Origin of the sequence: Bacillus canaveralius (genome assembly GCF_002860125.1) — a bacterium.
Lineage (GTDB): Bacteria > Bacillota > Bacilli > Bacillales > Cytobacillaceae > Bacillus_BJ > Bacillus_BJ canaveralius.
In genome coordinates, this window is sequence record NZ_PGVA01000016.1 from 1 (window position 1) to 15,371 (window position 15,371).

Genomic DNA, 15,371 nt, shown 5'->3' on the forward strand with positions numbered 1-15,371 from the left:
CGGCTACGCCATTATCTGGATGAGAAGGGAAATAATTCTCCTACAAACATTTTACTCATACAGTTGTGTATTTTTCTGTTTTAACATCTACAATTTCCATATCATATTTTTTACTATTTTTATTTTCTTCTGAAGAAGCATACCCAGTTGAGGCACCGAGCATTAAGATAAAAGCTAATAATGGAAAAATAAATTTAAATTTTTTTGCCATCTTTAATTCCCTCCTTAAATTATTGAAAAATTTTTAAGTATTTCGCCTTCACTTGATGCTGCATTTGCTGTAAAACCAGAAGAAATAACTAGTGAAGCTAATAATACTGAGGTAAAAGATTTAAATAAATTTTTTTCATAGTACACTTCCTTTTCTTGGATTATAATTTCAAGAAGATCATACCAATTTACAAAAGGAATAAATAGGGAAAAAAGTCGTGTTTTCTAAAAAAATAAAATTTTTACTATACGAGGAGCAAAAATTATGAGAAAAATACTAATTATTTCGCTTTTAATGTTAGTGGTTGTTATCGTGATTATTATGATTATGAATAAAACTCCAGATTTTCCAGCAAATGAAATCAATGATTCTGATGCAATAGACAAACTAAGGCAATCTGAAACAGATATTGTACTAGTAGGTAACGCAGAAGATAAAGAATGGTATTTAACCCTGTTCAATAAAGGGGAAGGCCAAAAGAATTTTATCAAAGAGATGGAAAACAAGGGATGGACTTTTGAGACTCAAGAAGGTTCAGGATTTTTATTTAGAAAAGGAGAACAAGAATTGAAAGCTTCATGTGTCATATGGAATAAGAAATACAATGTCTGTCATGCTCCAGAAACAAATAATTAAGAAATCATAACTAAACGGAATATGATTCTTTCTGACTAATTTATCCCCGTTAAGTTACTATTAAAGGCTCAGTAGGAAATACAAAAATGGTAGTAGAAGAAATTGAAATGATTATGATATAACTTTATTAAAAAACTATATTCGACAATCGAAGCGCTTTAATGAAGTAACTAAAGCCTAATTTCTCACTTACAACAACGAGAAATTAGGCTTTTTATTTTAGATTTTCTTAACGTTGTAAATCCGCATTTTCCTGACTCTACCCCTTTATACATAAAAAACAGTTTCGCTTTAACGAAACTGTTTTTCGGAATGCTTTTATTGTCTTATGCCATTAAAGCCCCCGTTAACGGAACTATAATGACAGGCTTTGAAAAAGCGTAATGGTTATAACTAATGCAGATAAAGAACCAGCAGACAGTAATGTTATCATTTTCCACCAGTTTATTTCTTTTGAAGGTTTTACAGCCTCTTTAGACACCGTAACCCATATAGCCATAGATACTATAACTAAGATAAAAGTAACTTCTTTAGACACATTTAACACCTCCATAATTTAAATCAATCTTCTTGCCGTATGTACGAATTAGAAAAATTAAAGTTTCACTTATTAAAGTAAACTGCCCGTTAATTGAACAAACCTTTTATCTATATATTAACATAAAATCCCATAACCTTTTGATTTAATATTTAAAAACCACAATATTTTAGAAAACAGGCTTTATCTAATAGTTTAAAAGCCATTCGACAATTTAAGGCGGTTTGCAAAAGGAAAAACTTATGATATAGTAGCTATGAAAATATTATATGTTTATCACTGGGGGTGCCGGATTCGTGGCCGGCTGAGATTAAGACCCGTTTATGTCTTTGACCCTTATACCTGATCTGGTTAATACCAGCGTAGGGAAGTGTATTGTCGAAACCGTACATACGCAGACTCTATTGCTGGAGTCTGCTTTTTGCATTCTCCGCAAATTGGACGCCAAAAATTTCGGTTTGCCATTCCATCCCCCCAGTGCCTATTAAAACTGGAGGGATTTTTTATGGGGAAAACAAGAAAGCTCACCTTAACCGCACTGCTTGTTGCAGTGGGCACGCTAACAAGCCATGCATTTTTTATCCCGATCGGGTTCGCCAAGGTTTTTCCGATGCAGCACTTCATTAACTTGCTGTCCGCGGTGCTGCTCGGGCCATACTATGCCGTCATGCAGGCATTTACCGTTTCCCTGCTCAGAAACATGCTCGGGACCGGGTCGGTGTTTGCTTTTCCAGGCAGCATGATCGGCGCTTGTTTGGCCAGCTGGTTGTTTATGAAAACAAAGAAAACATACATGGCTTTTGCAGGAGAAGTCGTCGGGACAGGCATAATCGGCGCCGTCGCCTGCTATCCGATTGCAGTTCTCCTGCTTGGCCAGGATGCAGCTTTGTTCGGCTTCATCCCGGCATTTGTATTTAGTTCCCTGGCTGGAGCTGCAATCGGATTGGTTATTGTCAATGTGTTTTTGAAAAAGGTACCTTTTGGGAGGGATTTACATGAAAACAGCACTCACAATAGCAGGTTCTGATTCGAGCGGCGGAGCCGGTATCCAGGCAGACTTGAAAACGTTTGCGGCCCATCGTGTTTATGGAATGTCGGTGATTACCGCGGTAACAGCACAGAATACAACAGGAGTTCGCTCAATTGCGAATATTCCTGAGGGGATTATCAAAGATCAAATAGAGGCGGTCTATGAAGACATTGCGGTTGATGCTGTGAAAATCGGCATGCTGTCAACCTCAACCATTATTACGGCTGTTGCCGATGCGCTGACCAGTGTGAAAGCAACCAATATCATTGTCGATCCGGTTATGGTCTCCAAAAGCGGACACCATTTGCTTCAGCGCGAAGCTGCTGATGCATTAAAAGAACAGATCATCCCGATCGCAAAGGTCATTACTCCTAACTTACCGGAAGCAGAGGTTCTGCTCCAACAAAAAATTCAGAGCGTGGAGGAAATGAAAGACGCCTGCCTTGAATTAAAGAAGCTGGGGCCGGAAATGGTCCTGTTAAAAGGGGGCCATCTGTCCGGGGATCCTATTGATATTTTGTTCGACGGCAATGAGTTTCATATTTTTAGTGAACAGAGAATTGACACGAAGAACACGCATGGAACCGGCTGTACGCTGTCTTCTGCGATTGCGGCCAATCTCGCAAAAGGCTGGCCGATTGTTGAAGCAGTAAAAAATGCGAAAGAATATATCACCGGCGCAATTAAACATAGCTTAAACATTGGCCACGGAAATGGGCCAACCAACCATTTTTACGCTTTGTATGAACAAAACTGTGTTGCGTTGAAGGAGGAATAGCCATGCTTAAAGACGAAATTGGCAAGCTTTTTCTGAAGCTAAAAGAAAAACAGCCTCTCGTCCACCATATTACGAATGCCGTTACGATCAACGACTGTGCCAATGTTACGCTGGCGATCGGCGGTTCACCGGTCATGGCTGACAGCCCGGAAGAAACGGCCGAAATGGTTGCTCATGCGAATGCACTCGTCATCAATTTCGGGACTTTAAACAGCAGTTCATTCTCGGCGATTGTAAATGCCGGGAAGCGAGCCAATGAACTCGGAATTCCGGTTATTTTCGATCCGGTCGGGGTTGGCGCAACGAATTACCGAAATGAAAAAGCAGCGCTATTGCTAAACGAGGTTCAATTCGCAATTATTCGCGGCAATCATAGTGAGATTGCCAGTCTGGCAGGAATAACTGCGAGCACTAAAGGTGTTGATGCCGGTGAGGTTTCGGAATCGGCTTTCAATACAGCGAAAAAAGCAGCATTGCGATTTAACACAATTGTCGTCGTGAGTGGCGAAACAGACTACATTTCGGACGGGGAAAAAACATGCTGCATCGCGAACGGTGACCTGCTCCTGACAAAGATTACCGGAACGGGCTGCACAACAGCGTCTTTGATAGGATGCTTTGCAGGCTCTGGCGACAATCTTTTTTTAGCAGCGGTTGCCGGCATTTCGACGATGGGCATTTGCGGGGAACGGGCCGCAAGAAGACTCGCTTCTGGTGAGGGTCTTGGTACTTTTAAAACAAGGCTCTGGGATGAAATATCATTAATCGACGGGGATGTCTGGAAAGAGGAAGTGAGATTAAATGAGTAGAAGAATTGCTGACTTACTGAACCTATACTTGGTGACAACAGACGGCCTCCCGGCAGAAGAGCTTGTCGGCTATGTTGAAGAGGCGGTCAAAGGCGGTGTGACGCTCGTCCAGCTGAGGGAGAAAAATACATCCGGAAAAGATTTTTTTGCGAAAGCGGAGCAGCTGAAACTGATGCTTGAAAAATACCAGGTTCCATTAGTGATCAATGATAGAATCGATGTTGCATTGGCGGTAGGCGCGGCGGGAATCCATCTTGGTCAGGAAGACATTCCGGCCGATGCCGTCCGTTCCTTCATCCCCAAAGAAATGATTCTGGGAGTGTCTGTAAAAAATGTTGAGCAGGCCCTTGAAGCGGAAAGAGAGGGAGCAGATTATCTTGGTATCGGTGCCGTTTTTGCGACTTCCTCAAAAACCGATGCGGAATTACTCACAGAGGGTGCATTGGAACAAATTATTGAATCGGTCTCTCTTCCAGCCGTAGCGATTGGCGGGATTAATTTGGAAAACATCGATCAGCTGGCAGGGAAAGGGTTGGCGGGGGTTGCCGTAATTTCTGCGATTCATCGTTCTGCCAACCGGTCTGAACAGGTAAAGCTTTTGAAGAGAAGGTTTAATCAATAAAATTTGAGGAGGAAAAACAAGATGAACAATTCAATTGAACTGCACACTTCATTCCCGGGAAGCAAGAAGGTTTATGTACAAGGTTCTCGCGAGGACATCAAAGTGCCGATGCGGGAAATATCCCAGCAGCCGACGGAAGGTTTTTCAGAAAAAGAGGAAAATAGCCCGGTACGGGTTTATGACACGAGCGGGTTATACACGGACCCGGATTACAAGATTGATATTAATCAGGGGCTGCCCGCACATAGAAGGGGATGGATCCTTGCACGCGGGGATGTAGAGGCATACACTGGAAGGTCTGTCAGGCCGGAAGACAACGGCTATAATCGGGAAGATCAGGCTCTAAAGATCGACACTTTCCCCAATATCGCTGCCAAACCGTTGAAAGCAAAGCAGGGCCGGGCAGTTACGCAAATGCATTATGCAAAAAAGGGAATTGTCACCCCGGAAATGGAGTATATCGCGATCCGTGAAGGTTTGGAGCCGGAGTTTGTCAGAGATGAAGTAGCGCGTGGCCGGGCGATTATCCCGGCTAACATTAATCATCCCGAAAGTGAGCCGATGATTATCGGGCGGAATTTTCATGTGAAAATTAATGCGAATATTGGCAATTCCGCTGTTTCCTCCTCGATTGACGAGGAAGTCGAAAAAATGACATGGGCGACTAGATGGGGCGCGGATACAATTATGGACTTGTCCACCGGGAAAAATATTCATGCAACCCGGGAATGGATTATCCGCAATTCTCCTGTTCCGGTCGGCACCGTCCCGATCTACCAGGCGCTGGAGAAAGTGAACGGCATCGCCGAGGATCTCAGCTGGGAAGTTTACCGTGATACATTAATTGAGCAGGCCGAGCAGGGCGTTGATTATTTTACGATTCATGCCGGGGTGCTGCTGCGCTACATTCCGATGACGGCGAAGCGGACAACCGGGATAGTTTCAAGAGGTGGGTCGATTTTAGCGCAATGGTGCCTGGCCCACCATGAAGAAAACTTTTTGTATACCAACTTCGAGGAAATTTGTGAAATTCTCAAAGCCTATGATATTTCGGTGTCGCTTGGGGACGGACTCCGGCCGGGCTCGATTGCCGATGCCAACGATGAAGCTCAATTTGCCGAACTTGAAACGTTAGGGGAGCTCACGAAAATCGCCTGGAAGCATGATGTGCAGGTGATGATTGAAGGTCCCGGACATGTGCCAATGCATTTAATCAAGGAGAATATGGATAAGCAGCTTGAAATCTGCCAGGAGGCACCATTTTATACGCTTGGACCGTTAACAACCGATATTGCCCCAGGCTATGACCATATTACTTCGGCAATCGGCGCGGCAATGATTGGGTGGTTCGGTACAGCCATGCTCTGCTATGTCACTCCTAAAGAGCACCTCGGTCTTCCAAATAAAAATGATGTGCGTGAGGGGGTCATTGCTTATAAAATTGCCGCCCACGCAGCCGATCTCGCTAAGGGGCATCCGGGAGCACAAATCCGTGACAATGCTCTGTCAAAGGCAAGGTTTGAATTCCGCTGGAATGATCAGTTTAACTTATCGCTAGATCCGGAGCGGGCCCGGGAATACCATGATGAAACGCTTCCCGCAGAAGGTGCCAAAACAGCCCACTTTTGTTCGATGTGCGGACCAAAGTTCTGCTCGATGAGAATTTCCCACGACATTCGAAAACGGGGGACAAATAAAGGTGAGTTCGAAGAGGATGTTGTTGAACAAGGAATGAAGGAAAAGGCAAAGGAGTTTGTCGAGCATGGATCTTCCCTTTATCGCTAATCCTCATGGCGCAGATACTGTCCCTGATTTAAGAAAGGAAATTGCACAGCTTAAAAATAACATTATCGAGCTTGAAAAATGTATTTTCACGATTCAGCAAAATTGTACCCATGTTTTTGTTGAAGCTGAAGGCTACCGGAAATGTACGAAATGCTGCAAGGTCGAAGTCTGTTATTATTAAGTCTTTTAACCCCGCTGATGATTTGGTGGGGTTTTTTGATGTAAAATGGTAACTTGTTGCAGCAGTAGAACTACTGTTGGGAGATTGCAGGCCATTGATCCTCGACCAGCCCACTCCGTGAAAAAAACCCTCTATAAGAACGTGCATTCGCTTTTTGAAAATGTTAAAATGAAGAAAAAGCGGATGCGAGGAATTATTGATGAAAAAGATCACCTTTATTCATGCGGCCGATCTTCATTTAGACAGCCCTATGTCCGGATTAAAGCATCTTCCGGAAGCGATATTTGACAGGCTGCAGGAGAGCACATTCCGGGCTTTTCGAAAAATAACGGATGAGGCGATCAATCGCCAAGTCGATTTTTTGATTATTTCCGGAGACATATTTGACGGCGAGGACCGGAGCATTCGGGCCCAGACCCGTTTCAGGAAAGAGATGGACAGGCTTTTCAAGCACGATATCCAGGTTTATTTGATTCATGGCAATCATGATCATTTAGGCGGCTCATGGGTCGAGCTTAATATGCCGGCGAATGTCCATATTTTCAGAGATAATGTAGAAGTATTAACGTATAACACTAGTGAAGGTACCAGCGTGCATTTATATGGTTTCAGCTATGTAAAAAAACATGTGCTTGAACGCAGGATTAATGATTATGTGAAAAAAACTGGTGCGGACTTTCATATCGGTATCCTGCACGGCAATCATGAAGGAAACAGTGATCACGGCAACTATGCACCGTTTCATTTACGAGAGCTGATCGAAAAGGAATTTGATTACTGGGCATTGGGTCACATCCATAAACGGACGGTGCTGTCAGAGATGCCGGCGGTCGTTTACCCCGGAAATATTCAAGGCCGCCACAAGAAGGAAACAGGCATGAAAGGCTGTTACTTTGTTTCATTAGCCGGTACAGAAACAAAACTTGAATTTATTCCTGCTTCCGATGTGATCTGGGAAAAAGCTGAATTGGATATGGCTCGTTCAGAAGCGGCAACGTTTGGGGATTTATGCAAACTTTGCAGCATGGTCCTTGAAGACCATCGTCATGAAGGACTGGCGACTATTTTGCAGATCACTTTAAAAAACGTCTCGTTCGAAACGCAAACGAATGTCCTTGCTGAGGAGCTGCTTGAGGTTTTACAGGAGCAAGAGCGGGATGAAGAGTCATTCGTCTGGACAGCATCCATTCAAATAGAAGAAAGAATCGATTGGGACAGGGATCGATTGAAAAGCGAAGCTGATTTTTACAGTGAATTGTTTAATATTATTGACAAGTATGATGATGCTGAAGGAACTCTGTCTTCGTTATACAGCCATCCTGCCGCAAGGAAATACCTTGAACGTTTAACAAAAAGTGAGCAATCAGCGCTTATAAAGGAATCTGAACAATTGCTGATCCGATTGTTGTATCAATAACGGAAAGGAGGTTGGTTTATTGTTATGAAAATACTTGAAATCAATATTTACGGCTACGGTAAGCTGGAGAATACAAGAATTACCGATTTGCAGGACTTCCAGGTTTTTTATGGGGGAAATGAGGCGGGGAAATCGACAATCATGTCGTTCATACATAGTATTCTATTTGGCTTTCCCACTAAACAGCAAACCGAACTACGCTATGAGCCGAAAAACTCTGCCAAATATGGCGGACAGCTGACAGTCGTGTTTTCAGGCCGGGGCAAAGCCGTAATTGAGCGGGTGAAAGGCAAAGCAGCCGGAGATGTCTCGGTAATGCTTGAGGATGGTACATATGGAGGGGAAGAACTTCTTCAGGATTTGCTTTCCCATATCGATAAATATTTATATCAATCGATCTTTTCGTTCAATCTTCATCGCCTGCAAAATGTTCATTCCATTAAGAGTGAAGACCTGGGCAGATTTTTGTTCTCTGCGGGCGCTGTAGGCTCGGACAAGCTGCTCATTGCAGAAAACAGCCTGCAAAAGGAAATGGAGCTGCTTTTTAAGCCAAATGGCAAAAAGCCAATTATTAATGAAAAGCTGCTAAAGCTTCGCGATCTTCATAGCGAACTTCTTAAAGCTGAACAGCAAAATGGCAGATACTCGGATTTGATTAATGAAAAAGAAACGATCGAAAGCAGGATCACCGATCTCAGCAAAGAAAATGCACGCTTACAAAAACAGATAAATAAGCTTGAGGAATGGAAAAAGCTTTATCCTGTTGTAAAAGAGCAGGCGGTTATCAGGGAGGAATTAAAACAGTACGAAAATCTCCAGTTTCCGGTGGACGGAGCGGAACGGCTCGAGCATCTTGAAAATAAAGCCCAGGAATATGAAAGCCGCAAGAATAGTTTAACTGCACGAATTTCAGCAACGGCTTCGCTGCTCGAGGATTTGTCCGTTTGTACAGATCTATTGAACAGTGAATCTGCAATCGTGAATGCTTCAGAAAGTTTACCCTTATATGAACAATTAAGGCAGGAGCAAAATCAATACAAGTTAAAGTTGGAGAAATTGGAGCATGAAGTCAAAGCTTTAAGGGAAAAACTCCATTTCACAGTTAAAGAAGAAGACTTGTTAATGCTCGACACAAGTATATTTATGAAAGAAAAGATCAGTGATGCCCACTCGACACAAGCGCGCCTGAAAGTAAAAAAGGATGATCTTGACCGAAGGTTTAATGAAGAAAAGGCCAGGCTTGAAAGCCTGGAGCAGCAACTTAAAAGCATCAAAGCGCAACTCCTCCCAGACGATGAAGTGGAGGAGCTTAAAAAACGGGTTGCCCAATCGGACAAACAGGAGGATCTTCAGGCTGGGCTCGTTGATCTGCAAGAACGTCTGGCATCCCGGCAGAATGCCTACAAACAAGAAGTGGGCAGGGCGGCCAAAGAGAAAAAGCTGTTCACGACGCAAAGGGCAGCGTTTGTCGCATTGTTTGCTGCTTTAATTGTAGTAGGGATATGGAGCAGCCAATGGCTGCTAACCGCTGTCGGGGCCATCGGAGCATTATTTGTGTTGATTTCATTCCGTAAAAGTACGGTTTCGTATAGAACCGAGGATCTTCGAGCTGAAATCGAACAACTGCGCGAAAAGGAAAAGATATTAAAAGACAAGCTTGCCGAGTTTGCGAAGGGTGAACAGCCATTTTTAGCAGGAAAACTTGAAAAGGAAATGCAGCTGAGAGAAAAGCATCATTTGCTTCATATAAAATGGGATGAGCAAAATGGGCAATACGAACGGATTATTTCTGCTTTTGAGCAGTGGGAACAGGATGCAATCAACCATAAGGCATTGCTTATCAAGATCGGGCAAGATTTGCTGCTGCCGGACCATATAGTCTTAAATTATTTAAATGACGCGTTCCAGTTGATTGAAAAGCTGAAAATAGCATATCGGGATAGGCAATATTTAATCGAACAATATCGAACTGCTTCAAGCTCCCTTGAAAAAATAGAAACCCAGATTAAAACTTTAAATGACAAGTTTTTAAAAAATAGTCATCTATCGATTCAGGAAACTGCCTTGTTGCTGCGCAACAAAGTAAAAGCAGAGCTTGAAAAAAGGATTCAATACGACGAAAAACAGGCTAAGCTAACCGAATTAACTGAAGAACTCAAGGAACTGGAGACTGAATTAACCGCTACTAAAGATGAACAAGCTAAATTGCTAAACTTGGCACGGGCGGCTACAACAGAAGAATTCCGAAAGCTTGCCCATGATTCAGAAAGGAAAGAGAAGCTCTCAGACGAATTAGACAGTCTTTCCAGGCAATTAAAAATAACGACGATCACGGCGGAAGAAATAGCTGCGTTTTTATTAATAGAAGATAGCGATGAAGAGATGGCCAAACAAACGATGCGACTTGGTGAAACTGAAAAAGAATTTGCAGCTCTCCAAAGCCAGCTTGCAGATGTAAGGCACGAGATTAACCAGCTTGAAGAAGGAGAATCATATGCAAACCTTCTCCATACATTCGCGCTTCAGAAAGCCGAGCTGAACGAAGAGGCAAAAAAATGGGCAAAGTATACGATCGCAAAGGATTTACTTGCAAAAACAGCGAACCATTTCAAAAATGACAAACTGCCAAAAGTGCTCAAACACGCTGAGGAATTTTTAGACTTTTTAACAGAAAGAAACTATATTAGGATTGTTCCTCAGCAGCATGCTCAGGGGTTCTTGGTCGAACGCTCTGATGGCATTTTATTTGAAGCGAATGAACTCAGTCAGGCGACAGCCGAACAAGTTTATGTATCGCTAAGACTTGCACTGGCAACAGTCTTATACGAAAAACTTCATTTCCCGATCCTGATTGATGACAGCTTTGTAAATTTTGATCATAAAAGGACCAGAAAGATTTTGGAACTTTTGCAGCGAGTTGAAGGAAATCAAATTCTTTTTTTCACTTGCCACCAGCACCTCCTGCCAAGTTTTGAGGCTAAACAGGTCATACAACTGCGGGAAGAGGACCGGGTTCATGTCTGGCAGCAATAACAGTGGAGCCCCTGCTTTGTTAAAACTGTTGATCGCGTTTGGAAATCCTTTAATAAAAAATGGTCTGATACAAGATTAAAGTCTGTTAAGACAGTGTATAAGTGATAAGATAGGAAATAGTGAAAATACAATATTGCATAAGAAATTTATTAAAAGTTTCTTCACTTAAAAAAGTCAAGTTGGCAGAATGGCCAACTATTTAGCTAGTGCTCATTCAAGCTATTGAAAGGAAAAATTTATGGAAGATCAACAGCAGATCCAAAAAAGAAGCAGAGGGCCTCTAGCCTTATTAAGCTTTAATTTATTTATCATTATGGTTGGAATCGGACTTGTCATCCCGATTCTTCCGTTTTATGTTGAACTATTTGATGCCAATGCTCAAATTATGGGGTTACTTGTCGCTGTTTTTTCGTTTATGCAGTTCCTGTTTGCCCCGATTTGGGGCCGGCTTTCCGATAAAATCGGCAGAAAGCCGTTAATTACCGTGGGCTTGTTTGGCTTTGCAATTGCCGAGTTTATTTTTGCATTCGCAAATGGACTATGGATGCTTTTTTTATCAAGAATTTTAGCTGGCACGTTTGGTTCTGCGCTCATGCCTACGGCCATGGCCTACGTTTCGGATGTTACACCGCCTGAAAAGCGTGGACAGGGGATGGGAATGCTTGGTGCTGCAATGGCTTTTGGGATCGTCATTGGCCCGGGGATAGGCGGCTGGCTTGCTGAATTTGACTTATCCTATCCATTCATTTTTGCTGGTATAGCCGCAACTATTGCCGGAGTTGTTTCGCTGCTCATTCTTCCTGAATCCTACCCGCAGGAAAAACGGACGGCCGAGGCGGTGGACAGCCGATCAGAAGGGCAACTTTTCTTAATGAAAAAAGCGTTGTTCAGTCCGGTTGGTTTTCTATTAATTCTTGTATTCATCATGAGCTTCGGGCTTGCCAACTTCCAAGCAATTTTTGGCTATTACACAATGGAGCGTTATTCCTACAGTCCACAGCAAGTCGGCTTGATTATCCTGATAACCGGGATTGTTGGAACAGTTATCCAGGGTGGTGTTGTCGGCAAATTAGTAAGCAAGTTTGGCGAGGAACGGATCTTGACGAGTTCCCTTTTACTAAGTGCCGTCGGTTTTGTGATCATGACACTTGCGACAAACTTCATGTGGGTGCTGATCACTACGTCGATCTTTTTTATAGGGAACTCAACGCTGCGACCTTCTTTAAACTCATTTATTTCGAAACTTGCCGGCAATCGCCAGGGAATGATCATGGGTTTAAATAACTCGTTTTTAAGCCTTGGGAATGTAGCAGGGCCAATTTTGGCGGGCACACTTTATGAATGGAATATTCATATCCCTTATCTTTTCGGTGCATTTGTCATGATTTTTGGCCTTGTTGCCACTAAAATTTGGATTGCAAAAAAGCAAAAAAGGGCTGGTTTAGAGAGCCAGTAAGTTATTTTGCGATAGTTTAAATTTTCAATCTGAAATGGAAAGTGATTATGATATACTATGGCTAGAGAAAGGAGCGTCGGAGGCATGAACAGAGGTATACTGCAATTCGATGTTGGCGAGCAAGTTGAATTATTTCTATTAATCAAAAGCTCTGTAAAAGGAATAGCGAGCAATGGCAAGCCCTTTTTAACTTTAATTTTGCAGGATCAGTCCGGTGAAATAGAAGCGAAGCTATGGGATGCTTCTGAAGAAGATGTAAAAAACTATGCCGCCCAAAACATTGTAAAAGTAAGCGGAGATGTCCAAAATTATCGGGGCAGAAGCCAATTAAGAATCCGCCAGATTCGTCCGGCGTCTCCTGCGGATCCTGTGAAAATATCAGACTTCCTTGAAACAGCCCCTGTTAGTACGGAAGAAATGATGAGCAAGGTAACTCAATATATTTTTGAAATGAAGAACCCAAATATCCAAAGAGTGACCCGCCATTTGTTAAAAAAGCATCAACAGGCGTTTCTTGAATTCCCGGCAGCAACGAAAAACCATCATGAATTTGTTTCCGGGCTTGCCTACCATGTTGTCAGCATGCTTGATCTGGCAAAGATGATCTCAGGCTTATATCCGAGCCTTGATAAGGATCTTCTCTATGCCGGTGTCATTCTCCATGACCTCGGCAAAGTAATCGAACTTTCCGGTCCGATCTCAACCGTGTACACGATTGAAGGAAATTTGCTTGGGCATATTACGATAATGGTCAATGAAATCGGCAAAGCTGCTGATGAGCTTGGCATCAGCGGTGAAGAAGTGCTGATTCTCCAACATTTAGTTCTTTCCCATCATGGCAAAGCGGAATGGGGCAGCCCTAAAGCACCGCTTATAAAAGAAGCCGAAATTCTGCATCATATCGATAATTTGGATGCAAAAATGAATATGCTTGACCGTGCATTGGTTCGGGTCAAACCAGGAGAATTTACAGAGCGCATATTTGCTCTTGAAAACCGCTCATTCTATAAACCAACTTTCCATAAATAATAGATTCATAGAAGAAAAGCCGATTACAGTCGGCTTATTTTTTTGGTGAAATTTAATTAGCGTGTTTGGAATAAGTCTTAAGAGGCACGAAGATTAAGTATAAAAGAAAATCTAGCATAATTTCCGCGGATGAACATATTTTTAAATAAAGTCTAGTTTGGACAAACACTTAAAAGGGAGGCTGGGTAATGATCATCCCCGTTTGGATTTACTTTGTTGTTGCCGGCATTGTCGTCAGCGCTTATATGGCTGTCAAGGCCGGAAAAGAGGAGCGCCGCGAGCAAAATGAAGATATTGAACGTGAAGGTGAAATCTACATGGAGCGGTTGGAAAAAGCAAAAGAGGAACGAAAAGCAAATGAAAAATCTTTTGGTATTTAAGTAAATTTCACAATGTAATAAGCTAAACCGAAAAACGAATGAAGTTGTCTAAATAAACAGGAGTACGCCATAGGAAACAAATAATACTATCTTAATTTTAAATAACTGTTCGTTTTTCAGTTAAAGAATTGCTTTATGAAATTCATTCATTTAAAAAAAGGTTCCCGAGGGAACCTTTTTTTTTGAAATTATCCTTGTGCCGGTGGAGCTTCCGGAGTGTCAAGAATGCTTTCCAGGTCTTTGTCTTTAATTTCAACGTCTGCCGCCTTAAGCTCGCGCTCCATTGCTTTCTGGATAGCGGCTTGGTCAATCTTGGACCTTTTTACCTCGGTTTCAAGCTCTTTCTTCATGTCTTCGAAAGGCTCTTTTTCTTTCTTGTCAGTCAATTGGATAATATGCCAGCCGTTCTGGGTTTGGACAGGCTCACTGATTTGGTTTACTTCAAGGGCGTAGGCTGCTTCCTCAAATTCAGGAACCATTTTCCCTGGTCCGAACCAGTCAAGATCTCCGCCTTTTTCTTTTGACCCGGGATCAGTTGAATGTTCTTTGGCAAGATCAGCCATTTTTGCACCGCCATCCAGCTGCGCTTTTAATTCCTTGGCTTTTGCTTCATCTTCAACCAGGATATGGCTTGCACGAATATCAGTGCGATAATTATCGTAAGCTTCTTGAAGTTCTTTATCTGTCACTTTGACATCTTTCATCGCGGCCTTCTCTTGAAGGAGCCCGATTTTAAACATACGTTTTAAATCTTCGTCACCCTCATAGCCGTATTGGGCAAGGGCCTGTTCATAATTGGGTCCCAGTTGCTCCTTTACCTCTTCAACCTTTTTATTGATTTCCTTATCTGATACTTCATACTTGTCGGATAGAACCTTTTCAAAGACAAGTTCTTGGAGAGCCTGCTCACCGTGTTTTTCTTTCATTGAGTTATAAAGCTCTTCCTGTGTAATATTTCCAGCTTTAGACTCCACTACAGCAGCAGAATCTCCGCCATCTTGATTACATGCGCTTAAACCAATAACCCCTGCTGCAAGAGAAAGGGATAGAATCCATTTATTCATGCTGAACACTCCTAAAAAATTTCTTTGTGATGCTATTCCACAATGTCTATCATAACATAAATAACATTAATCACAAAAACTATTGTCTATGTAAAAAATGAGAGATTTTGACTGGGAGAAGCATTAAGCCATGCAGTCATGAGCAAAGCATTTCATAAAAATGGAACAAAAAGGAATAGGAAACAAGATTGCAGGCGGAGCCAAAGAATAAGTACCTGTTCAAGAAAAATGGGTTAAGCAGGATACCAGCCTATTCGCTATCCCGATAGTTTGAATAGTATAGTGTAGCAACTCTAAAGGAGGTGTTAACATGAGTGGAGGTTACGGTGGCGGATTCGCGTTAATCGTTGTTTTATTTATCTTGTTAATCATTGTAGGAGCAGCTTGGTTATAAGAACGCGG

The 15,371-nt window shown here is 42.4% G+C and carries 16 protein-coding genes and 1 riboswitch; of the genes, 13 read left to right on the plus strand and 3 right to left on the minus strand.

Annotated elements, in window-relative coordinates:
- Positions 1–55 precede the first annotated feature (55 nt).
- Positions 56–211, minus strand: coding sequence for a hypothetical protein (locus CU635_RS23275; protein WP_180956535.1), 156 nt, complete (start codon positions 209–211; stop codon positions 56–58).
- A gap of 264 nt (positions 212–475) precedes the next feature.
- Between CU635_RS23275 and CU635_RS08295 the strand changes: the two genes are divergently transcribed.
- Positions 476–847 carry a hypothetical protein gene (locus CU635_RS08295; RefSeq protein ID WP_101576782.1) on the plus strand — a complete coding sequence of 124 codons (372 nt, stop codon included), beginning with the start codon at positions 476–478 and terminating at the stop codon, positions 845–847.
- A 355-nt stretch (positions 848–1,202) separates the two neighbouring features.
- On the opposite strand, the gene CU635_RS08300 is transcribed toward CU635_RS08295, so the two are convergent.
- Positions 1,203–1,385 carry a hypothetical protein gene (locus tag CU635_RS08300; RefSeq protein ID WP_245917379.1) on the minus strand — a complete coding sequence of 61 codons (183 nt, stop codon included), beginning with the start codon at positions 1,383–1,385 and terminating at the stop codon, positions 1,203–1,205.
- Positions 1,386–1,656: 271 nt separating this feature from the next.
- Positions 1,657–1,771, plus strand: a riboswitch (TPP riboswitch).
- A gap of 119 nt (positions 1,772–1,890) precedes the next feature.
- Here CU635_RS08300 and thiW point away from each other — a divergent pair.
- The 11 genes from thiW (at position 1,891) to CU635_RS08355 (ending at position 13,905) form a co-directional block, all read left to right on the plus strand.
- Positions 1,891–2,412, plus strand: coding sequence for an energy coupling factor transporter S component ThiW (gene thiW, locus CU635_RS08305; protein WP_101576786.1), 522 nt, complete (start codon positions 1,891–1,893; stop codon positions 2,410–2,412).
- A complete protein-coding gene (thiD, locus tag CU635_RS08310) occupies positions 2,381–3,193 on the plus strand; it encodes a bifunctional hydroxymethylpyrimidine kinase/phosphomethylpyrimidine kinase (protein ID WP_101576788.1) in 813 nt (270 codons plus the stop codon). Before thiW ends, thiD begins: the two co-directional genes overlap by 32 nt.
- A gap of 2 nt (positions 3,194–3,195) precedes the next feature.
- Positions 3,196–4,002: a hydroxyethylthiazole kinase gene (thiM, locus tag CU635_RS08315; protein ID WP_101576790.1), complete on the plus strand. Its 807-nt coding sequence runs from the start codon at positions 3,196–3,198 to the stop codon at positions 4,000–4,002.
- Positions 3,995–4,624, plus strand: a complete 630-nt coding sequence (thiE, locus tag CU635_RS08320; protein ID WP_101576792.1) for a thiamine phosphate synthase — start codon at positions 3,995–3,997, stop codon at positions 4,622–4,624. Before thiM ends, thiE begins: the two co-directional genes overlap by 8 nt.
- 21 nt (positions 4,625–4,645) lie before the next feature.
- Complete coding sequence (thiC, locus tag CU635_RS08325) at positions 4,646–6,409, plus strand: phosphomethylpyrimidine synthase ThiC (protein ID WP_101576795.1); 1,764 nt, start codon at positions 4,646–4,648, stop codon at positions 6,407–6,409.
- A complete protein-coding gene (locus CU635_RS08330; protein WP_101576797.1) occupies positions 6,387–6,590 on the plus strand; it encodes a hypothetical protein in 204 nt (67 codons plus the stop codon). Before thiC ends, CU635_RS08330 begins: the two co-directional genes overlap by 23 nt.
- Positions 6,591–6,789: 199 nt before the next feature.
- A complete protein-coding gene (locus CU635_RS08335) occupies positions 6,790–8,007 on the plus strand; it encodes a metallophosphoesterase family protein (RefSeq protein ID WP_101576800.1) in 1,218 nt (405 codons plus the stop codon).
- A gap of 24 nt (positions 8,008–8,031) precedes the next feature.
- Positions 8,032–11,040 (plus strand): ATP-binding protein, encoded by a 3,009-nt coding sequence (locus CU635_RS08340; RefSeq protein WP_101576802.1) that lies wholly within the window; start codon positions 8,032–8,034, stop codon positions 11,038–11,040.
- Between the two features lie 238 nt (positions 11,041–11,278).
- Positions 11,279–12,496 carry an MFS transporter gene (locus tag CU635_RS08345; RefSeq protein WP_101576805.1) on the plus strand — a complete coding sequence of 406 codons (1,218 nt, stop codon included), beginning with the start codon at positions 11,279–11,281 and terminating at the stop codon, positions 12,494–12,496.
- Between the two features lie 84 nt (positions 12,497–12,580).
- Positions 12,581–13,525: a 3'-5' exoribonuclease YhaM gene (gene yhaM / locus CU635_RS08350; protein ID WP_101576808.1), complete on the plus strand. Its 945-nt coding sequence runs from the start codon at positions 12,581–12,583 to the stop codon at positions 13,523–13,525.
- A 188-nt stretch (positions 13,526–13,713) separates the two neighbouring features.
- Complete coding sequence (locus tag CU635_RS08355; protein ID WP_180955564.1) at positions 13,714–13,905, plus strand: sporulation YhaL family protein; 192 nt, start codon at positions 13,714–13,716, stop codon at positions 13,903–13,905.
- A 188-nt stretch (positions 13,906–14,093) separates the two neighbouring features.
- Here the strand turns inward: CU635_RS08355 and CU635_RS08360 are convergent, their stop codons facing one another.
- Positions 14,094–14,969: a peptidylprolyl isomerase gene (locus tag CU635_RS08360; RefSeq protein ID WP_101576810.1), complete on the minus strand. Its 876-nt coding sequence runs from the start codon at positions 14,967–14,969 to the stop codon at positions 14,094–14,096.
- A 310-nt stretch (positions 14,970–15,279) separates the two neighbouring features.
- Between CU635_RS08360 and CU635_RS08365 the strand changes: the two genes are divergently transcribed.
- Positions 15,280–15,363 (plus strand): YjcZ family sporulation protein, encoded by an 84-nt coding sequence (locus tag CU635_RS08365; protein WP_101576812.1) that lies wholly within the window; start codon positions 15,280–15,282, stop codon positions 15,361–15,363.
- Positions 15,364–15,371 lie beyond the last annotated feature (8 nt).